Origin of the sequence: Nocardiopsis alkaliphila YIM 80379, from assembly GCF_000341005.1 — a bacterium.
Taxonomy (GTDB): domain Bacteria; phylum Actinomycetota; class Actinomycetes; order Streptosporangiales; family Streptosporangiaceae; genus Nocardiopsis; species Nocardiopsis alkaliphila.
Genome location: NZ_ANBD01000162.1, coordinates 42,496 through 62,883 on the forward strand (window position 1 = coordinate 42,496; position 20,388 = coordinate 62,883).

The 20,388-nt window shown below is 68.7% G+C and carries 18 protein-coding genes and 1 pseudogene; 11 read left to right on the plus strand and 8 right to left on the minus strand.

Translation table 11 applies throughout. The features are described from left to right. The first annotated feature begins 29 nt into the window (after window positions 1-29). Window positions 30-404, plus strand: a complete 375-nt coding sequence (locus D472_RS0122090; RefSeq protein WP_017606626.1) for an FKBP-type peptidyl-prolyl cis-trans isomerase — start codon at window positions 30-32, stop codon at window positions 402-404. Between the two features lie 136 nt (window positions 405-540). Here the strand turns inward: D472_RS0122090 and D472_RS0122095 are convergent, their stop codons facing one another. Further along, window positions 541-1,716, minus strand: coding sequence for an acyl-CoA dehydrogenase family protein (locus D472_RS0122095; RefSeq protein WP_017606627.1), 1,176 nt, complete (start codon window positions 1,714-1,716; stop codon window positions 541-543). Window positions 1,717-1,920: 204 nt separating this feature from the next. Between D472_RS0122095 and D472_RS0122100 the strand changes: the two genes are divergently transcribed. Further along, window positions 1,921-2,580, plus strand: coding sequence for a TetR/AcrR family transcriptional regulator (locus tag D472_RS0122100; protein ID WP_017606628.1), 660 nt, complete (start codon window positions 1,921-1,923; stop codon window positions 2,578-2,580). A 62-nt stretch (window positions 2,581-2,642) separates the two neighbouring features. Here the strand turns inward: D472_RS0122100 and D472_RS0122105 are convergent, their stop codons facing one another. Then, on the minus strand, window positions 2,643-5,876 hold the full coding sequence (locus D472_RS0122105; protein ID WP_017606629.1) for a carboxyl transferase domain-containing protein: 3,234 nt from the start codon (window positions 5,874-5,876) through the stop codon (window positions 2,643-2,645). Between the two features lie 119 nt (window positions 5,877-5,995). Between D472_RS0122105 and D472_RS0122110 the strand changes: the two genes are divergently transcribed. Further along, window positions 5,996-6,655 (plus strand): TetR/AcrR family transcriptional regulator, encoded by a 660-nt coding sequence (locus D472_RS0122110; RefSeq protein ID WP_017606630.1) that lies wholly within the window; start codon window positions 5,996-5,998, stop codon window positions 6,653-6,655. A 124-nt stretch (window positions 6,656-6,779) separates the two neighbouring features. Here D472_RS0122110 and D472_RS0122115 read toward each other — a convergent pair whose 3' ends face one another. Then, on the minus strand, window positions 6,780-8,174 hold the full coding sequence (locus D472_RS0122115; RefSeq protein ID WP_017606631.1) for an MATE family efflux transporter: 1,395 nt from the start codon (window positions 8,172-8,174) through the stop codon (window positions 6,780-6,782). 94 nt (window positions 8,175-8,268) lie between these two features. On the opposite strand from D472_RS0122115, the gene D472_RS0122120 reads away from it, so the two are divergent. Next, window positions 8,269-8,715 carry a carboxymuconolactone decarboxylase family protein gene (locus D472_RS0122120; protein WP_017606632.1) on the plus strand — a complete coding sequence of 149 codons (447 nt, stop codon included), beginning with the start codon at window positions 8,269-8,271 and terminating at the stop codon, window positions 8,713-8,715. A gap of 129 nt (window positions 8,716-8,844) precedes the next feature. Here D472_RS0122120 and D472_RS0122125 read toward each other — a convergent pair whose 3' ends face one another. Together D472_RS0122125 and D472_RS0122130 are read right to left on the minus strand one after the other, a co-directional pair. Further along, entirely contained in the window at window positions 8,845-10,002 is a 1,158-nt protein-coding gene (locus D472_RS0122125; protein ID WP_017606633.1) for a hypothetical protein, read from the minus strand. A 156-nt stretch (window positions 10,003-10,158) separates the two neighbouring features. Further along, window positions 10,159-10,668, minus strand: coding sequence for a DUF7144 family membrane protein (locus tag D472_RS0122130; RefSeq protein WP_017606634.1), 510 nt, complete (start codon window positions 10,666-10,668; stop codon window positions 10,159-10,161). A 754-nt stretch (window positions 10,669-11,422) separates the two neighbouring features. On the opposite strand from D472_RS0122130, the gene D472_RS0122140 reads away from it, so the two are divergent. The 5 genes from D472_RS0122140 to D472_RS0122160 all read left to right on the plus strand — a co-directional run bounded on the left by D472_RS0122140 (window position 11,423) and on the right by D472_RS0122160 (window position 15,949). Next, window positions 11,423-13,165 (plus strand): sensor histidine kinase, encoded by a 1,743-nt coding sequence (locus D472_RS0122140; RefSeq protein WP_017606636.1) that lies wholly within the window; start codon window positions 11,423-11,425, stop codon window positions 13,163-13,165. Between the two features lie 97 nt (window positions 13,166-13,262). Continuing rightward, window positions 13,263-13,679, plus strand: coding sequence for a roadblock/LC7 domain-containing protein (locus D472_RS0122145; RefSeq protein ID WP_017606637.1), 417 nt, complete (start codon window positions 13,263-13,265; stop codon window positions 13,677-13,679). Then, on the plus strand, window positions 13,679-14,041 hold the full coding sequence (locus D472_RS0122150) for a DUF742 domain-containing protein (RefSeq protein ID WP_017606638.1): 363 nt from the start codon (window positions 13,679-13,681) through the stop codon (window positions 14,039-14,041). The genes D472_RS0122145 and D472_RS0122150 overlap by 1 nt, the downstream gene beginning before the upstream one ends. Continuing rightward, the gene (locus tag D472_RS0122155) at window positions 14,022-14,672 is read left to right on the plus strand and encodes a GTP-binding protein (RefSeq protein ID WP_017606639.1); all 651 of its coding nucleotides are present in this window, start codon (window positions 14,022-14,024) and stop codon (window positions 14,670-14,672) included. The genes D472_RS0122150 and D472_RS0122155 overlap by 20 nt, the downstream gene beginning before the upstream one ends. Further along, window positions 14,669-15,949, plus strand: coding sequence for a cytochrome P450 (locus D472_RS0122160; RefSeq protein ID WP_017606640.1), 1,281 nt, complete (start codon window positions 14,669-14,671; stop codon window positions 15,947-15,949). The genes D472_RS0122155 and D472_RS0122160 overlap by 4 nt, the downstream gene beginning before the upstream one ends. A 41-nt stretch (window positions 15,950-15,990) precedes the next feature. On the opposite strand, the gene D472_RS0122165 is transcribed toward D472_RS0122160, so the two are convergent. Beyond that, window positions 15,991-17,235 (minus strand): cytochrome P450, encoded by a 1,245-nt coding sequence (locus D472_RS0122165; RefSeq protein WP_017606641.1) that lies wholly within the window; start codon window positions 17,233-17,235, stop codon window positions 15,991-15,993. A gap of 171 nt (window positions 17,236-17,406) precedes the next feature. Continuing rightward, window positions 17,407-17,814, minus strand: coding sequence for a nuclear transport factor 2 family protein (locus tag D472_RS0122170; protein WP_017606642.1), 408 nt, complete (start codon window positions 17,812-17,814; stop codon window positions 17,407-17,409). Window positions 17,815-17,975: 161 nt separating this feature from the next. Here D472_RS0122170 and D472_RS0122175 point away from each other — a divergent pair, with 161 nt between their 5' ends. Continuing rightward, on the plus strand, window positions 17,976-18,740 hold the full coding sequence (locus tag D472_RS0122175; protein ID WP_017606643.1) for an enoyl-CoA hydratase/isomerase family protein: 765 nt from the start codon (window positions 17,976-17,978) through the stop codon (window positions 18,738-18,740). A 272-nt stretch (window positions 18,741-19,012) separates the two neighbouring features. On the opposite strand, the pseudogene D472_RS29195 reads toward D472_RS0122175, so the two are convergent. Then, a pseudogene (locus D472_RS29195) lies at window positions 19,013-19,279 on the minus strand (DUF6098 family protein); the annotation flags it as partial. A gap of 558 nt (window positions 19,280-19,837) precedes the next feature. On the opposite strand from D472_RS29195, the gene D472_RS0122185 reads away from it, so the two are divergent. Further along, the coding region (locus D472_RS0122185) for a cellulose-binding domain-containing protein (protein WP_026117965.1) at window positions 19,838-20,388 on the plus strand (551 nt) is incomplete at its 3' end.

The window sequence follows — 20,388 nt, forward strand, 5'->3', positions numbered from 1 at the left end:
TCGAACCACACCACGAGAGGGGACACGTCATGGCGCTCGAGCGTCCTGAGATCGACTTCATCGAGGGCCCACCGCCCGCGGACCTGCAGATCACCGACATCCGGATCGGAGAGGGGACGCAGGCCGGACACGGCAGCACCGTCAGTGTCCAGTACGTGGGTGTGGCCCACTCCACCGGTGAGGAGTTCGACGCCAGTTGGAACCGCGGCGAGCCGCTGAACTTCCGTCTGGGTGCCGGCCAGGTCATCTCCGGCTGGGACCAGGGCGTCATGGGCATGCGTGTCGGTGGCCGCCGTCAACTGGTCATCCCGCCGCACCTGGCCTACGGCGACCGTGGTGCCGGCGGCGTCATCAAGCCGGGGGAGACCCTGGTGTTCGTGGTCGACCTGGTCGGCGTGAAGTAGCGAACCTCCGGCGATCTCGTACCCGTGGTCATGTTCGGCTTCGAGCTCGGCCGTGGGTACGAGATCCTCGCGAACGAGGAGGGCCCGTGGCGACGCTCTTCACGTGCCACGGGCCCCTTTCTCGCTCCCGCTTGCCCTACCCCAGGGTTGCGCCCACCTTCACGTGGCCCTTGAGCAGGTCGCGGGCGATGGTGCGGCGCTGGATCTCGTCGGTGCCCTCGAAGATGCGCAGCAGCCGGACGTCGCGGTAGAAGCGTTCGATGGGCAGCTCACGGGTGTACCCCATGCCGCCGTGGATCTGCATGACACGGTCGACGATCTCGTTGGCCTTGACCCCGCCGAACAGCTTCGCGATCGACTGAGCGTGCCGGGAGTCCTTGCCCTGGGAGACCTGCCAAGCGGCGTGCAGGACCAGCAGACGCAACGCCTCGATCTCGGTCTGGGAGTCGGCGATCATCCACTGGATGGCCTGCCGGTCGGCGATCGGGGCACCGAAGGTCTCACGGGTCTTGGAGTATTCGATGGCCATGTCGAGCAGGCGTTCGCAGCCGCCCAGGGCGCGGGCCGGCAGCAGGTAGCGCCCCTTGCCGATCCACTTCATCGCCAGGTTGAAGCCCTGACCCTCCTCGCCCAGGATGTTGGCGTGCGGGACCCGCACGTCCTGGAAGATGAGTGCGGCGGGGCGGCGCTCGCCCATGGTGTCGATGGGCTCGGAGGTCCACCCCATGTCGCGGTCGACGAGGAAGCAGGTCACGCCCCCGTTGGCGCCCTTCTCCGGGTCGGTGACCGCGAACACCATGGCGAAGTCGGCCTCGTTGCCACCGGTGATGAAGGTCTTCTCACCGTTGATGATCCACTCGTCACCGTCGCGCACGGCCTTGGCGCGAATGGCCTTGGCGTCGGAACCGGCGCCGGGTTCGGTGATGGCGAAGCAGGACCTGCGCTCACCGGCGATGGTGGGCAGCAGGTAGCGCTGCTTCTGTTCCTCGTTGGCGTAGTAGAGGATGTTGTCGGCCTCGCCGCCGAACTTGAAGGTCAAGAAGGTGCGGCCGAGTTCGATCTCGATGAGCGCCTCGGAGATCGCGTCCAGGCCCATGCCGCCGTACTCCTCGGGGGTGGCCACGCCCCAGAAGTCGGATTTGCGGGCCAGGGCGCGCAGCCCGCGCACCTCCTCGGCGTTCAGCCCGGGCGGATGGCCCTCGCGTTCACGCCGCAGGACCTCGTTCTCCAGCGGCATCAGCTCCCGCTCGACGAAGGTCCGCACCCAGCTTTGGACGGCGCGCTGTTCTTCGCTCAATGAGAAATCGATCACGGCTGCTCCCAAGTAACCTAACGCTGTTCGGTTGTTCGAGGGTAAGGCGTGCTCCGCCCTCCCCGCAAGAGTGAAACCGAACAGTGTTAGGTAAAACTGTTCCTCGAACCGACACGAGGCGCCGCGTTCGGCCGGGGCATGCGATGATCAGCGGACGCCGACCGATCGGACCGGTGCGGCGCAGCGTAGAAGGAGAACCGTTCCGTGGCCCGACCCAAGACCCCGATCCTGAGCAAACCGGGTATCCGTGAGGCCGCGCTCGCGATCGTCGACCGGGACGGTCTGGAGAAGCTCTCCATGCGCAGGCTCGCCCAAGAGTTGGACGTGCAGGCCGCCTCGCTGTACAGCCACTACCGCACCAAGGAGGAGCTGCTCAGCGACGTGGCCAACGAGGTCACTTCGCACATCGACGTGTCGAGGTTCGAAGACGGCGACTGGCGTGAGGGCCTGGCCACCTGGGCCCGTTCCTACCGGGCCGCCCTTGCCGAGCATCCGAACCTGCTGCCGGTGATCGCTTCCGGCCCGGGGCGCCGGGAGGAGGCGCTGCGCCGCGCCGACGTGGTCCACGGTGGTCTGGTGGGCGCCGGGTGGCCGCCACGGTACGCCACGATGATCGGGGCCTCCACCAAGTACCTGGTGGTGGGTGCCGCCACCCAATCCTTCGCGCGTGGGTTCGACGACGACGTTCGGGTCTACCAGGACCGTTACCCCAATCTCTCCCAGGCCCACCGGTTGGCCGAGGTCGCCGCGCAGATCGACGAGGATGGTTTCGAATTGGCGCTGACCGCCTTCCTCGACGGCCTGGCCCCCGTCTTCGAGAGGGTCCGGGTCCCCGTCGAAGACGCCGAACCCTCCGGGGAATGAGGGCTCCCAGGCCGGTTCGGGGTCCGCCCCTCGATTCGAGGCCGGCGGCAGGTCCCCGCCGATCACCAGGGGTCGACGTAGCGGATGGGTGCCTCGGGCCCGGCACCGCCTCGGCCCTGGGCCAAGGCGGCGCTGATCCAATGACGGGTGTCGGCCGGGTCGATGACGTCGTCCAGCTCGAACACCCCGGCCACGTTGGTGGCACGGGCTCGTCGGTGCGCCTCGCCCAGGAGGGAGTCGAAGGCCGCCTGACGTTCGATCGGGTCGGCGATCGCCTCCAGTTCCCGGCGGAAACCCAGTCGCACCGCACCCTCCAGCCCCATCGGACCCAGTTCCCCGGTCGGCCAGGCCAAGGTCGCCACGGGAGCTCGCAGGTGGCCGCCGGTCATCGCCTGGGCGCCCAAGCCGTAGGCCTTGCGCAACACCACGGCGACCATGGGCACCCGCAGTTGCGCGCCCACCACGAACAAGCGCGAGAACCGACGGACGGTGGCGGTGCGTTCGGCGTCGGGTCCCACCATGAAACCGGGGGTGTCGCACAGCGAGACCACCGGTAGTCCATGGGCGTCGCACAGTTGCAGGAACCGGGCGGCCTTGTCGGCGGCCTCGGCGTCGATCGCCCCACCCAGATGGGTCGGGTCGTTGGCGATCAATCCCATCGGGCGCCCCTCCACCCGGACCAGCGCGGTGATCACGCCCCCGCCGTAACCACGACGCAGCTCCAACACCGAACCGGTGTCGGCCAGCGCGTGCACGGCCCGGCGCACGTCGTAGGCGCGCAGCCGGTTCTGCGGGACCACGTGTCGAAGCACACGCTGATCGGGAGCCTCCCAGTCGCTGACCGGACCCTGGAAGTAGGACAGGTACTCGCGGGCCGCGCGCACCGCCGCCGCGTCATCGTCCACCAGCACGTCGATGACGCCATTGGCCTCCTGCACCTCGACGGGTCCGACCTGCTCGGGTTCATAGGTGCCAAGGCCCCCGCCCTCGATCATCGCCGGCCCACCCATGCCGATGGTGGCCTCCCGAGTGGCGATGACCACGTCGCAGCAACCCAGCAGGGCCGCGTTGCCGGCGAAACAGCGCCCGGAGGCCACCCCGACCGTGGGCACGTGCCCACTGAGCCGCCCCATCGCGGCGAAGGTGGTGACCCCCAACGCCGAAGCGGTGTTGGGGTCGACGTCCCCGGGGCGTCCCCCGCCACCCTCGGCGAAGAGCACTACCGGAAGCCGTCGCCGGTGGGCCAGTTCCAACATGCGGTCGGTCTTGCGGTGGTTGATCACGCCCTGGGTGCCGGCCATGACGGTGTAGTCGTAGGACATCACCACACAGTCGGAGTCTTGGGGGTGGCGTTCGGTGTTGACCTCGCCCAACCCGGTGACCATGCCGTCGGCGGGGGAGCGGTCGATCAACTCCTCCTGAGAACGCCGCCCCCGCTGGGCGGCCAGCGCGAGCGCGCCGTACTCGGTGAAGGAACCGCCAGAGCACAGGTCGGCGATGTTCTCGCGGGCGGTACGACGCCCCAGCCGGTGTCGCTTGGCCACGGCCTCGGGCCGGTTCTCGTCCAGGCCGCGGGCTCGACGCTCACGCAGCGCGGCCAGATCGGAGCGGACCAGGTCGAGGTCGAACTCCTCCTCGACCGGACCGGTCCGGTCGGCGTCTTGGTCGGGAACCACGGCGATGAGCGCCTCGCCCTCGGAGACGGTGGAACCGACCTCGACCGAGAGCGCTTCGACGGTCCCGGAGACCGGGGCGCTCACCACGTGCTCCATCTTCATGGCGCCCAGGACCACCAGCGGAGTCCCGGCTCGAACCCGATCACTCGGGGCCACCTCCACCGAGACCACCGTGGCGGCGAACGGGGCGACCAGGGCGGTGGTGGGGGCTTCATCGGGTTCGAGGGCCCCGGCCGAGGTGGGGAGGAGTTCGTGGAGGTGGTCGGTGAGGAAGGAGGTGGTGGCCTCACCCGCGCGGAAGGTCGGATGGCGTAGTACGGACCGCAGCAGTGCGATGTTGGTGTCGGCGCCCTCCACCGCGAACTCCGCCAGGGCGCGCTCGGCCAGGTCGGCCGCCTGTGCCGGCCCACCGCGTGGAGTGTGCGCGACCACCTTGGCCAGCAGCGGGTCGAACCCGTCTCCGGCGAGGTGGCCCACTCGCCCGTGGGTGTCCACCCGCACCCCCGGCCCCGTGGGTGGGGCGAAGGTGGTCAGGGTGCCGGAGGAGGGGAGCGCGGACCCGTCGGGCGCTACGGTCTCCAGGTTGACCCGTGCCTGAATCGCACAACCCAGGGGCTCGGGCACCGAGTCCTGTTCGAGCCCTTGATCGGCCAGGGTGTGCCCCAGGGCCACACCGATCTGGGCGGCCACCAGGTCCACCCCGGTGACCTGTTCGGTGACGGTGTGCTCCACCTGTAGGCGCGGGTTGGCCTCGATGAAGTAGGCCTCCCCTGCGCCGTCGACGAGGAACTCGAAGGTGCCCAGTCCCAGGTAGGAGACCTCCCGGGCCATCGCCAGGGCCGCCTCCACCAGGCGCGAACGCACCCGCCGCGGTAGTCCGGGCGCGGGCGCGACCTCCACCAGCTTCTGGTGGCGCCGCTGCACACTGCATTCGCGTTCCCACAGGTGGGTGACGGCTCCAGTGCCCTCGCCCAGGACCTGGACCTCGATGTGGCGGGCGTGTTCGAGGAGCCGCTCGACGTACACCTGGTCGTGGCCGAACGCGGAGCGGGCCTCCGAGCGGCAGCGTTCGTAGGCGAAGTCCAGTTCGGCGGGGTCGGTGACCGCGCGCATCCCGCGACCGCCACCACCGGCCGACGCCTTGACCATGAGCGCCGCGTCGGGGCCGAGGTCGGTGAGGAAGGCACGCGCCTCCTCCAGGGTGGTGGGGCCGGTCGTACCCGGGATGACCGCGATGCCCAGCCTCTGGGCCAGTTCCCGCGCTCGTGTCTTGTCACCGAAGAGGGCGAGGGTCCGCGGGGTGGGACCCACGAAGGTCAGCCCGGCCTTGGCGCACAGTTCGGCGAAGTCGGCGTCCTCGCTGAGGAACCCATAGCCCGGGTGCACCAACGCGCAACCGCTCTCTCGGGCCAGGGCGACCAGACGTTCGGCGTCCAGGTAGGCCGCCGGACCGGAAGAGCCCAGGGGCCGGGCCTGGTCCGCGAGCCGGACGTGGGCGGAGTCGGAGTCCTCGGTGGAGTACACGGCCACGGTGTTCAGGCCCCACGAGGCCGCGGCGCGCAGCACACGAACGGCGACCTCACCACGATTGGCGACCAGTAGGCGCGGTGCTGGGGACACGGCAGGACTTCCCTTCCTCGACCGGTGCGATGGGCCCGAGTCTGCCGTTGCGTTGACACTCATGTCAATGCACGTCGTTCCGGTTCCTGAGGAAAGAGGACTCTGGAATACTCGGCCGCATGGACGACCCCACGGGCCGGGGGCCCGCCAAGACGGGCCAGGAGGACGGCAGGAAGGAGTGGGCCACCCGCGTCGAACACGACCGGGTCGACAGCGCCACCCGGGCCGTACTGCTCACGGCCGCGCGCCGCGTCTTCGAGGACAAGGGATACGCCCGCACCACCGTCGCGGGCATCACCACCGAGGCCGGTGTCGGCCGCGCCACCTTCTACGTCTACTTCGCCGACAAGGAGGAGGTGTTCGCGGTCCTGGCCCGGCAGGTACGGGACCGCTTCGTGGCGAGCCAGGAGCTCGACGGCGTCGACGCCGACGACCCGCACGCGGTGGCCGAGGCGACCATCACCGCCTACCTGGAGGCCTACGACGAGAACCTCGCACTGGTCACGGTCCTGCGCCACCAGTCACTGGCCGACCCCGCGATGGGCGAGCTGTGGGAGGAGATCCACGGCCTACCGCTGCGGCGCTCGGCCCACTACACCCGGCGCCTGGTCGAACGGGGGATGGCCTCCCCTGCGGCCTCCCCGGAGGCGGTCGCCCGCGCCGCCGGAGGCATGGTCGCGGCCTTCGCCGGTCAGGGGGCAACGACCCCACACGAACGCGATCGGACGGCCCGGGAACTGACCGCCATGTACGTCCGGCTCCTGGGCCTGCCCGAGTGAGTGAACACCGACCCAGCTGATACCGAGGCAGGCCGGTCAGGGCCGAGCCGGACGGACGTGATCATGACGGGGCCACCGATGTTCCGTCCCGTGCTGGAGGCCAGGACACGGTCCGGTCGAGCCCTCAGGTGGGGGCGACCACGGCTTTGCGTGAGACCACCAGGAAGGACCCCCACTGCACCGTGGCCAACACCAGGGTGGTCGCCGCGTAGGCCGTCCACAGGCCGCCCAGCCCCGCCCGTTCCGCGAGCGGAACCGACAACGAAACCAGCGCTCCGTAACAGAACACGTAGGCGTACATCGCCGGGCGGGTGTCCTTGATCCCCAGCAGCCCCAGATTGGGAGCCGACTGCACGGCATCGAACACCACCACCAGGGTCAGCAGCGGCACCAGTGCCGCCACCCCCTCGCGCACGGTCACGTCATCGCTGAAGAGGCCGAGCAACTGGGTGGGGAAGAGCCAGAGCGCGGCGGTACCCAGCAGCACCACCGGCAGCGACACCAGGTAGCTCGACAACACGGTACGCCTGACCAACGCACGTCGCCCGCTCTTGGCCGCTCGGGCGGTGAAGGGAACCGTGGCCTGCCCCACCGCGACGGCGGGAATGAAGGCCATCCCCAACAGGACCACCACCAACTGGTGGACGGCCACCTCCTCCGGTCCGATCCGGGCCACCACCACGGTCAGAACGCTGACGGTCCCCGATTTGAGCAGCAAGGTGGATCCCGAAGGCAGTCCCACCGCGGCCATCCGGCCCACCCCCGACCACCGGGGTGGGCCCAGACCGATCCGATGCCCGCGCAGGACCGTGGTGCGCCTCACCGCCCACCAGGTGGGCAGGATGGTCAGGGCACCGGTCGAGAGCATCGCCACTCCGGCGCCGGGCAGACCCAGTGTGGGCACGGGCCCCGGGCCGAGAACGAGGGCCGGGGTCAAGGTCAGGGCCACGCCGGTCGTGCACAGGCTCACCACCATCACCGTGCGGGTGTGCCCCAGCCCCACCAGAAGCGTCATCATGGCGTTCTTCGTCGAAGTGATCAGCGTGTAGAGGGCCATGAGGATCGGATAGGTCCCGAGCGCGGCCACGGTCGGTTCGGCCACTCCGATCAGCCGGGACAGGGCCGGAACGGCGGCGATCAGTGCCCCGCCGGCGCCGCCCATGAACAGGGCGAGCCACAGACTGTCGCGCAGGACCGGGGCCAGGGACCGTGCCGAGTCCTCGTTCTGGGCCACGAAGGGCATCGACCCGCGCAGGGCTCCCTGCACGAGCATGAGCGTCGGTGTGAAGACGGCGATCACCAGCGCGTAGGCGGCCAGTTCCACCGTTCCGGTGGTGCCCATCACCCCGGCGGTCACCGCGTTCCCCGCCACGGTCGAGAGCATCGACAGGTACAGCGGCAGGGCCTTGCCGCCCACCCGTCGGGCGATCGTGCCCGGGCGCTCGGGCAGGTCGCCCGAGGTGGTGGATCGATTCCCTCCTTCGTCAGGGGAGGCGGCGGGATCGGTACTCGACGACATGCGTGACTCCACGGGGGGCGTATGGCTCGGCGACGACCTGGGGCCGTAGCATCGGCTTCAACCGGAGGTTCGAACGATCAAGGAGGCTGTACCCATGGCGGAAAAGCGTGTGGTCTGGGCGAAGAAGGTCCCTCAGGTCTACAAGAAGCTCGACGAGATCGACGGCGTCATCGCCGAACACCTCGACATCACCTTGCTCGAACTGGTCAAGCTGCGTTCCTCGGTCCTCAACGGTTGTGCCTACTGTGTGGACCTGCACACCCACAAGGCCCTCGAGGAGGGGGAGACGCAGCAGCGCCTCTTCCTGGTGTCCACCTGGTACGAGGCCGGCGACATCTTCACCCCGCGTGAGCGCGCCGCTTTGGCCCTCACCGACGAGATGACCAGGATGGGCGAGCACGGGGTGTCCGACGAAACCTACGGGGAGGCGGCCGAACACTTCGACGAGACCGAACTCTCCGCCCTGATGTCGGCCATCGCGATGATCAACCTGTACAACCGCTTGGCCGTGACCAGCCGGTTGCACACCAAGAAGCGCTGAGGACGACGCGTGTTCGTGGTCGGACGGATCGACCATGGACGCGCACGGGCCCCTTGCTCCGGGCTCCGCACCGGTCCCGAGCACCGAACCACCGGACATGCCTACGTCCCTTCGACGTGGTCGGTGGGCTCATCGAGGGTCTCGGTCAAGGGGAGTCGATGGCTCCGCCGAGAGCTCTTGGGTCGGTACCCGGCAGTGTTCGGCCCCGTGCTCGAGAGCGGCCAGGGTCAGTTCGACCACCCGGGCTCGGTGCTCGGCCAGGGCATCGAGGTCGATGAAGGTCCGCAGGGCGCCCGGGACCAAGGAGGCCAGGGAAGCCTCCACCGTCGGCTCGGCCAGGCGGGAGCGCAGGCCACCCACCGCGCCCGGCCACCAAGACTCCAGCACCGCGCCGTTGGCCACCGCGGTGTGCCACACGTTGGTCAGGTGAGGCTTCGGCAACACCTCCGTCAAGCCCTCCGCGTGCGTCTTCAACGCCGTGGCCAGGTTCTCCTCCGTGGCGCCCCAATCCGCCAGGACCGCGACCAGGGGCCGGTGCGCTTCGGGGACGTCGTGGGCCAAATCGACCAGAACCGGGGTGCCGAGGTTCCAGCGCAGGAACGGCAGGGCACGCGGTGGCCGAAGGACGGTGGTGGAGAGGGGTCCGCTGGGACGCGGGGCGAAGCAGACCGATCTTCTGGCCCCGTGTTCGTCGTTGCCGACCAGGCTGGGCCGGTCCTCGTGCTCCACCGGATTGGGCACCGCGACCAGTGACCTCAGACCCGTGCGCCGAACGAAGCGCAGCACCGCCCGGTCATCGGGTTCGCCGAGGTCCTCCGTTTCCTCCAGGAAGTGGGACAGCTCCACGGAGGCCTTCCGTGGCAGCGCGAGCGCGACCGTGGGCACGTAGGGATTGATCACCGGGACCGCGCCGGCTCCGGTGAACACCGCCCACCGGGCCAGGACGGCGGTGCGCGAACCCCACTCGACGAACAAGGACACGGCGGCCTCGGGGTGGGCGGCCAGGACACGTGTGGCGGTGGTGGCGAAACCTTCGGCGAGTCGGACATCGTCCTGAAGCACCAGGTGGTGGCTGTTCTCGTGCAGGGCCGCGGAGCCGAAGGCCACCCGGGCGCTGCGCAGGGCCGTGGGCGGACCGTCGGGATCGGGATCCAGGGCCACCCCGGATCGAGGTAGTCCGGTCTTGGCCGCCAGGTCCTCGGCGCGGGCGGCGCGGGCGGGGTGGGTCATCACGGTGGCGGACAAGGTGGGTGCGGGCACTCGGGCACCGTCGCGGGGGGAGGGCATGTTCCGATCCTAGGTTTTCGGGCGGCGCTTCGGGGATCGTCCACGGGTTCTCGCCCCGATCGCCAGAGTGGAACACGAGGCCGCCCCGTGCCCGAAGCGGTGGGACGGGGCGGTGGTCGAAACCTTTGAAGTGGGGTGCCAAAGCCCGATACGTGGTCAGCCGGCGGCGCGCCGACGGGACCCGTCCTGCTCCGGAGAGCGGGTGGGGCGGGGCGTGCCGGCGGGCTTTTCGTGCGCGGCCCTGTACCCGGCCCGGTAACCGGGGGTGTCCCGAGTGTCCCTCGCCCCTTGGCCCACCGGGGCCGGCCAGCCCGCGGTGAGTCCGTAGACGACCAGGACGTCGATGGCGATGACGATGGCGGACCACAGGGGCATGGCGATGAGGAAGACGAGTTGGACGAGTGCGTTGAGCGACGCCAAGACGACGCCGAACGCCCTGGCCCAAGTGGTGCCGGACAGGACCGCCGCGCCGGCGACGACCATCACCACGCCCCAGGCGCAGAGCAGGAAGCCCCAGGCCTCGTACTCCAGCAGGAGCATCTGTGATTCGGCGGCGAGGAAGAAGCCGGGGGACAGGATCGCGGTCAGGCCCTGAAGGACGTTGATGAGGCCGATGACCACGAGCAGTGTGCAGACGAAGTATCGCCGACCGTTGGCTGCGCGCATGGGTGCTCCTTACCGGGTCGTCCGACGGGCCGTGGGGCCGATGGGGTCGGGTTCTGGGGCATGGGCGATCGAGCGGTCACCGAACACCGCCCCTTCATCATGGGATATGGGGAGCAAGGGGGACGGAAGTGGTCCTTCTGGATCGGGTAAAACCGGGGCCGATCCGGACCAGGGAATTCGCTCCTACGTCATCACGTAATGCCCGGTGGCCTGGAGTCGTGGGCGAACGATCGACCGAGGAACGTCTCGTCGACCTCAAGGAACAGGAGGGATTCGGTACCACCGGACAGATCTACCACCACGTCGGTCGACCGGCCACGGCCGGGTGGCTCACCACTGGCCGGCGCGGCCATGACGTCATCCCCGCCGATCGTCAGGTGCCCCCGTTGGTGAACCTCACCGCTGCCAGGGCGCGACCTGAGCGGAGTGTAGCGCCGAGGACCGAAAGGCCCTCGGAGGCTGATAAATAACAAACCCACCAAAAGCCATATCAACCCCTTTTTCTAAAAAATCCAGAAAAGGGGGGTGTTGTTTTCTCTTTCGGTCTCCACATGAAACAAAGGAGTGCTTTCCTCGCAGGCGGAGGAGTGGTATCGCGAGAAAGCCCTCGAACCCGATCTCGGTGGTCTACCGTGAACCAAAGACACCTCGGAGAATCCCTCGGCCGGGGTCTCAATAATGTTCTCCGTCCATTTCGGGCGGTGGAACGAGCACGAATCCTCCATCCCGCACCCACGCCGCGAGGAACCCATTCATGGCAGCACACCTGTCCGACCGGAAACGCTCTCACCCGCGCCCCGGCCAACAGGCACTCGTCGCACTCCTGGTCACCTCCGCGCTCACCGCCACGGCCTGGTCCTGGGCGGTGAGCGTGAGCCCCGATGGCGCCCGGAGCACCCTCGCCCTGGTCGGCGGCGTCACCGCGCTACTGCTCTGCGCCGCCGTGTCCACGGCCGCGCACCAGGCCGCCGTGGCGCGCAACGCCCGCGCCCACGCCATCCGTGTCGGGGCCCAGGCGCGCACACTGGAAGAAGAGGTCGGGTGGATCGTGGACACCCTGTCGCCCTCGCTCTCCCACGACGTCCACGCGGAGGAAACGCCCCAGAGCAGCGTCCCGTCCGGACATCCCCGACCCACCCATCCCACGGCCGACCGGCTCGCCCAGGCCATCACCACCCGGATCACCGAGTCCGAACAACGGGCGAGTCGGGATCGACGGGTACGGACCGAGATCGAGGAGCAGGTCACCACCCTGGCCGACTCCACCATCGCGCACATGCTCTCGCGCATCCGGCAGGACCGTCTCACGGCCGAGGAGGTCCTCGCCGGGGAACTCGAAGAGGTCCACCCGCCGGTGGAGCACCTGCGCCGACGTGTCCTGGACGAACTCCTGGCCGGCGACCGCCGCGCCGCCACCGCGATGATCTCGGCCGCGGATTCCGGGGCGCGTATCCAGGCGCATCTGACCACCCTGCTCGCCCAGTTGCGCGAATTGGAGGAGCGCTACGGCGACCGCTCCGACATCTTCTCCGACCTGTTGGAGGTCGACCACAACGTCTCCCGGACGGGGCGTCTGGCCGACGCCTTCGTCACCTTGGCCCACGGTCGTTCGGGGCGTCGGTGGACCCGCCCCATCATCATGGAGAGCATCCTGCGCGGAGCCATGGGTCGTATCACCGCCTACCGCCGGGTCCGACTGCACTACACCAGCAAGATCGCCGTGGTCGGCTACGCCGCCGAGGGCGTCATGCAGGCGCTTGCCGAACTCATGGACAACGCCGCGAACTTCTCCGCCCAGGGCACCGACGTACACGTCTACGTAACGGAAGAGGACACCGGGGTCACCATCACGGTCGAGGACAGCGGCATGGGCATGCGCCACCGCGAATGGCGGATCGCGGAGAGTCTCCTGTCCCGGCCCAGGGACCTGTCCACACTGCCCAGCAGCCGGATCGGGCTGGCCGTGGTGGGTTACCTGGCCCATAGGTACGGCTTGAAGGTGAGTCTGCGCCCCTCCGCCCGAGGTGGCATCGGTGTGGTCGTGCTCATCCCGCCCAACCTCTTGACCGAACCCCGTCGGCCTCGCCCTCGGCCCCGTTCGACCGAACAGGTGCCTCCGGCCCCGGCGCCCGTCTCCGTGGAAGTCTCCGACAACGAACCGACCCGGCCACTGGAGTCCCGCCCAGCCGAGTCCCGCCCGGTGGAGCCCTCGTCCGTGGCGTCCACGCCCACCGGCTCCCGACCGGCCCTGCCTCGCCGAAACGGCGCACGCACCACCGAACAGCGGGCCGCCCCGACCACGGAGCACTCGCTGCCCCGGCGTCGCCGCGGGCTCACCTTCGCCCAAGCCGTGCGGGAGAACCCCGAACAGCTCTTCCCCTTCCGTCCGGACCGCGGCGAGAAGCAGACACGTGGCGGGCTGCCCGGTCGATTCTCCGCCTTCCGGGACGCCGGAACGGACGACACCGAGGACCACCTTCCGGAGAGCGGCGCGTGAGCACGACCCCGGCCACCCACCACCGGAAACCGACCCAAGAGGAAGGGAGGGAGGGGCCCCTGGGCACCCGATGCCCAGGACACGCCCCGATACTCCGATGACCACGACAGATGCCGGTCTCGACTGGATGTTGGAAGACCTGTGCGCCAAGACCCCCGGCGTCCACCACGTCCTGGTGCTCTCCCGGGATGGACTCAAGATGTGCCACACCAGAGCGCTCGACGTGGACCGGGCCGACCAGCTCGCCGCCATCGCCGCCGGGGTCCAGAGCCTGTCCCTGAGTGCCTCAGTGGAGTTCGGCGACGCCACTGGCGCGGGCCAGGCCATGCTCGAATACGGCGGTGGTCTGCTGCTCATCGTCGGAGCCGGTGAGGGCGCCCACTTGGCCGTGATCACCGGACCCGAGGCCGACGTCGGAGTGGTCGCCCGTCACATGAACGAACTCGTCGACCGGATCGGCCACCACCTGACGGTCCCGCCTCGAAGGATGCCCCATGAGACGGGGTCGCCCTGATGAACACCGAACCCGTCGACAAGGAGGCACCGGATCGGCTGTACACGGTCACCGCTGGGCGTGGCGGCGCCGATGAGCCCACCCTCGACTCGGTCGCCCTCATCGTCGCCGAGTCCGAACCCTCCCCCGACATGCAGTCCGAGCACACCGCGATCCTGCGACTGTGCACTCGTCCGATCGCGGTCGTGGAACTGTCCGCCGAGCTCGAACTTCCGGTGAGCGTCGTCCGGATCCTCTTGGCCGACCTCCTCGACACCGGGGCGGTCACCGCCCGCCACACCACCCCCTCCACCGCGCAGGAGGGGGCGCGGCACGACTCCGACACGCTGAAGCAGGTGCTCCTTGCCCTCCAACGCCTCTGAACCGCTCATCACGGCTCCGGGATCGACCACCCGAACGGCTCCGGACCGCTTCCCCCTCGCCGGCACGGTCAGTAGCGCCCTGAAGATCGTGATCGTCGGCGGCTTCGGCGTGGGCAAGACGACCATGGTCGGATCGGTCAGCGAGATGCGCCCGCTGAGCACCGAGGAGATCATGACCCAGGCCGGTGCCGAGGTCGACGACCTGCGCGGCACCCGGGACAAACGCACCACCACCGCCGCGTTCGACTTCGGTCGGATCACCATCGACAGCACCCGTGTCCTCTACCTCTTCGGCGCACCCGGACAGAAACGCTTCTGGTTCCTGTGGGGACAGCTGTTCATCGGCAGCCTCGGCGCGATCGTCCTCGTCGACACCGCACGGATGGAGGACTCCTGGTACGCCATCGACCGCCTCGAACACCACGGAACGCCCTTCGTGGTCGCGGTCAATCGATTCGGCCCCGGACCCGACCTGGAACGGGTGCGGGCCGCACTGGACCTGTCCAACGACGTCCCGCTACTGGAATGCGACGCCCGTCGTCGTGAGTCCAGCCGCGACGTCCTCGTCACCCTCGTCCACCACCTGGCCTCGCGCGAGCGGGGCGGGTTCGCTCCGAAGGACTCCATGTGAACCACACCACGGGGGCCCAGGGACACACCGCCTCCACAGGGGCGTCCGTCGTCTCCCCCTCACCCGACCACGAACACGCCATGCGCTTCTATGGGCCCGACATCGCCCGCGACCCGGTGTCGCTGTACGAGGAGATGCGCCGCCGCTTCGGGCCCGTGGCACCCATCCTGTTGGACGGGGACGTCCCCGCGTGGTTCGTCCTGGGCTACCGGGAACTGCACCACGTCACCGGACACCCCGAATGGTTCGCCCGGGACTGTCGCCGCTGGAACCAGTGGGAGCGCATCGATGAGGGCTGGCCGCTGCTGCCGTACGTGATGTGGACCCCCTCGGTGATGTTCGCCGAGGGGGCCGAGCACCGGCGGCGGGCCGGGGCGATCGGGGACGCCCTCGCCGCCACCGAACGGGCCGACCTGAACGCCCTGTGCCGCAGCGTCGGTGATGGGCTCATCGACCGTTTCGCCAAAGACGGTGGTGCCGACCTGATCAGTCAGTACGCCCACCGGTTCCCGGCCACGGTGATCGCCCGTCTGTACGGAGTGCCCGAACAGGAGGTGCCGGCGATGGTCCGGGACAACCTGGCTTCCCTGGACGTGACCTCGGAGGCGGCTCAGGCCCACACGAGGCTCCTGGAACGGATGCGTCTGCTGGTCGCCCAGCGGCGAGCCCATCCGCGCGAGGACATCCCCTCCCGACTGCTGACACACCCGGCGGGCCTGACCGACGAGGAGGTGGTCACCGATCTGCTCGTGATCATGTCGGCGGCCCAGGCGCCCACCGGGAACTGGATCGGCAACACGTTGCGCCTGATGCTCATCGACGACGACTTCTCCCTCACGCTGCAGGGCGGGCGCAGCAGCGCGGGTGAGGCGCTCAACGAGGTTTTGTGGAAGAACACTCCCACCCAGAACTTCATTGGCCGCTGGGCGGTTCACCCCTGTGAACTGGGCGGACGTCGGATCGGTCGAGGTGACCTGCTGGTGCTGGGACTGGCCGCGGCCAACGCCGACCCCCGGCTCAACACCGGGGACCTGAGCACCCACGCCACCAACCGGGCGCAGATGTCGTTCGGACATGGCGAACACGGTTGCCCCTTCCCCGCGCCCATGGTCGCTGAGGTGATCGCGCGCACCGCGGTGGAGACCCTGCTGGACCGGTTGCCCGACGTGCGCATGGCGGTGACGCCCGAACAGTTGCGTTGGCGGCCCTCGGTGTGGATGCGTGGGTTGTTCGCGTTGCCCGCCCGCTTCAGCCCCATCATCGGGTCACGCCCCTGAAACGGGAGTGCCCGGCATCCACCGGACGGGCCTCCCCTCCCTCAGGCTCCCGGCGTGGGGGAGGGGGACCGGCCGGGTGGGGTGAACTCCAGCGGCAGTTCCCGCAGGCCTCGGGTGAACAGGCCCTGTTCGACCAGCGTGGTGCCCGGCGCCGGGCGTAGGTCCGGCATGGCGTCGAGCAGGTCGTTGACCCCGACCCGGACCTCGGCCTCGGCCAGTAGGGCTCCGACACAGAAGTGTCGCCCCAACGCGAAGGACAGGTGCTCGGCCGCTGCGGAGAACGACGTGGTCTCGGCCAGTTCGTCGCGGAACAGGTCGAAGGTGTCCGGGTCGGCGAACCGTTGCGGGTCCCGGTTGGCCGCCCCGATCAAACAGGTGATGGTGGACCCGGCGGGCACGGTGCCGCCCCCGATCTTCACGTCCTGAACGGGCTGACGCATGATCATCTGCACCGGTGGGGTGAACCGTAGCGACTCGGCGAAGGCCCGGGGGATCAGTGACCGGTCCTGGCGTACGGCGGCGAGCTGTTCGGGGTGGGCCACCAGGTTCGCGAACAGGCTCGCGAGCGCCTTGTCCGTGGTCTCCCCACCGGCGGCCAGCAGCAGACTGCAAAAGGCCTTGATCTCCTCGTCGGTCATCCGGGTGCCGTCCACCTCGGCCAGACAGAGCCGGGAGAGCAGGTCATCACCGGGTTCCTCGCGCCGTCGTCGGATGATCGGGATCAAGTAGGCGGCGAGCTCGTCGTGGGTGCGCAGCCCCGCCTCCCTCACCCGAGGGTCCTGACTCAGGTTGCCCAGGAAGGAGATGATCGCGGTGTACCAGTGGTGGAATCGGTCATGGTCGCTTCGGTCCAGACCGAGCATGTCCACGATGACGTTGATCGGAAACCGGGTGGCGTACTGCGAGACCAGGTCCACCCGGCCTTGGTGGCGAAACGCGTCGATCAGCTCCCGACTGTTGCGTTCGATCACCGGCATGAAGCGTTCGCGCAGTTCCCGGCCACGGAAGGCGGGGGCCACCAGGGCCCGCCGCACCGAGTGCTCGCGCCCGTCCAGTTGCAGGATGGTCCGCCCGTGCACCGGTTCCAGCTGCCAACCATAGTTCTGGGTGGAGAAGACCTCGTCCTTGAAGGCTCGCCGTACGTCCTCGTAACGGGAGACGACGTAGCTGCCGGTGGCCTCGTGCCAGTGCAGTGGCGCCTGCTCGCGCAGCACCCGGTAGGCGGGGTAGGGGTCGGTGGCGAACTCGGGGGAGAGCAGGTCCGGGACCTCGGGCACGGTGGTCACAGTGATCACACTCCTGGGGGTGGACGAAGAGCCCACAGTAGGTAGACCTACGTTCGCAGACCAGAGCTGTTCGCTATATCCAGGTGAAAAGCGTGATAAGTCCGCCTTCAGTTTGTCCGGAAGCTCAGATGGGATGGAGAATTCGGTCATCCGAGAACGTGACGGGTGGGATCAGGCCGGTCTCTCGGCCTCCTCCGTGGCCTCACGGGCGATCCGTTCGAACTGGGCGCCCATCGCCTCGGCCAGGGCGGTCGCGGCGGACAGAGGCCGCACCATCACGACGAATTCGTCGATCTCGCCCTTTTCGTTCAAGTGAAGGAAGTCGCAGCCGTGGATCGCTTTGTCGCCGACCTTGGCCTCGAACAGCAGGGCGTGGTCGCGGCCATCGGGACCATTGATCTCGCGGACGTAGTGGAAGTCGCTGAAGACTCGAGAGACCCCGCGCAGGATCGCGGCGGTGATGGCGCGACCGGCATAGGGTTTGAAGGCGACCGGGCTGGTGAAGACGACGTCCTCGGCGAGCAGAGCGTGGATCGCGTCGTGGTCGTCGGCCTCGACGGCCTCACGGAAGGGATGCACGGTTCTCCCCGTGATCGATTCATCGAATGGGTGAACCGGAGGATAGCAACCGAGGTGGGACCGCACGGAGATCGGGCGCCCGGTGCGGCCCGGGTCCAGAGCACCCGCTAACCTCGTCGCGGTTCGCCCCCCGTCACCCCGACCCCAAGGGAAGGCACTCTGTGAGCGAGGAGCTGTCCGTGCGCGTCGACGGTCACGTCGGCGTCCTGGAGATCCACCGGCCGCCCCACAACCATTTCTCCCTCGACGTGCTCACCGAGCTCGCCGACACCGCCGAGGACCTGGCCGCCGACGGCTGCCGTGCCCTCGTGTTGTGCTCGGAGGGCAAGAACTTCTGCGCGGGTGTGGACTTCGCGGCCGAAGGCGTCGGCGACAGTCCGGTGCACACGCTCAGTGCCATCTACGGCCAAGGGTTGCGCTTGTACTCGTTGCCCATCCCGCTGATCGCCGCCGTGCAGGGTGCCGCGGTGGGCGGAGGACTCGGACTGGCCTGCTCCGCGGATTTCCGTGTGGCCTCGCCCGCCACCCGCTTCCACGCCAACTTCGGATTCCTGGGCCTGCACCAGGGCTTCGGCCTGACGGTGTCCCTGCCCCGCCTCGTGGGTACCCAAAAAGCCGCCGAGATGTTCTACACCGCACGGCGGGTGCCGGGGCGGGAGGCGCACGCCATCGGTTTGGCGGACCGACTGGTCGCAGACGGGGCCGTTCGCGAGGGAGCCTTGGAGTACGCCCACGGTATCGCCGAGTCCGCGCCGCTGGCGGTGCGTTCGATGAAGGCCACCATGCGCGCGGACCTGTTGGCCGCGCTGCCGGCCGCCCTGGACCGCGAGATCGTCGAACAGACCCGTCTGTTGGCCACCAAGGACAACGAGACGGGCGTCAGCGCTTCCCTGAACCGCGTCAAGCCCACCTTCGTGGGGGAGTGAGCCTTCTCCACCTCGAGGGCGGTCGTTCGGAGAGGCGGTGGAACGCGACTCGCCGCCCCGTCGTAGGAGCAGAGGCCATGACCGGCTCTCAGTCGTCGGTGGGCCCTCGCCCCGCCTCGAAGCGTGCCCGATAACTCTCCAGGGCCTCGTCCATGACCGTGTCGGCGAGACGGGCGATGGGCTGGAACCGATCCACCAGCGGCTCCCGGGNGTGCGACGAGTCTTCCGCGTAGCACCCACCCGTATCGTTCGGGTTCCCGCTCGGCCAGAGGCGCGTACTTGCGTACCTGGCGGGCGAGCCAGTCCTCCACCGGGTGGGTCCACCACGGCTCCGGGGTCAGTGTCGTCACCGACAGCCCCGACATCGAAAGGCCGCTCTCGTAGTCCTTGCTGACGGCCTCCCGGTCCTGTTCGGGGCCGTCCGAATAACGTAGGTAGAGCGGGTGCGGGTCCGAGACGAGTACGGCCAGCCCGGACAGGTCGGTGACCAGGGGGAGCTCCGCCCCCTCTGCGTTGGCTCCTGGCGTGTGCGTGGTCATGGGGCTCGCCCTACCCGCTGTGGGGACACACCTCACCTGTGTTTTCCGAATCCGCCTCGGTGGTGGGATGATCCTGTCTTCGGCTCTGGGTCCGGGTACCGATATCCGGCTTTCCCAAGAACTTTCTTTATATGGTATTCACATTCGTGAAACCTATGGCTAGCCTGAGTGGGAGCGCTCCCGAGTGATCGGGAGGCACTTCCGAGTAACCGAGCAGCCGAGGCGCTGGAGGTCCCTTCCTCTGGCGCACCCCAGTAAGCCGTTCCCGCCCGCCCCCGCTCACTTTCCGGACCGCTTTCATCCCTGCTTTCTCGACCCTCCTTTTGTTCCCCACGTCGCGCTTTCGGTGACGGTCGGCCTCACGCGCCCCCGCGTGATCCACTCGTGTGGCCCGGCCGCCCTATGGGAGCGCTCCCGCACATGTCGGAAACCATTCCTGGAGACGCCATGCCCCGCGCACCCCCATTCGCACCGGTGAGCAGCTTCGTGCGCGGGTCGGTCCGTCGACCGGCCATCTTTCTCCACCCCCACAGGACGACCCCCTGAGGAAGTAGAAGCATGAGCAGAATCCACCGCGACGCGAGCCCCGGAACCTCGCGTACGCGAAAAAGCGCCGCCATCCTCTCCGGTTGTGCGATCGGTGCGGCACTCACCTTTGTTCCCTTGACCTCGGCGAACGCCGCCACGGGTTGCTCGGTCGACTACACGATCGCCAACGACTGGGGATCCGGTTTCACCGCGCAGGTCGAGATCACCAATCACGGCGCCGACATCGACCACTGGACCCTGGAATGGGACTTCTCCGGTAATCAGCAGGTCGGTAACGCTTGGAACGCCTCCGTGACGCAGAGCGGGCAGAGCGTCTCCGTCACCGGCGCGGGCCACAACGCGTCGATCTCCACCGACGGAACGGTCGGCTTCGGCTTCAACGGCGACTATTCCGGCGACAACGCGGCCCCCGAGGCCTTCTCCCTCAACGGGGTCCTTTGCGAAGGGGCCGTGGACCCTGGCGACGACGATGACGATGACGACGACAACGGCCAGGAGCCGGCCGAGCCCGGAGAGCGTGTCGATAATCCGTACGTGGGCGCCGATGTGTACGTGAACCC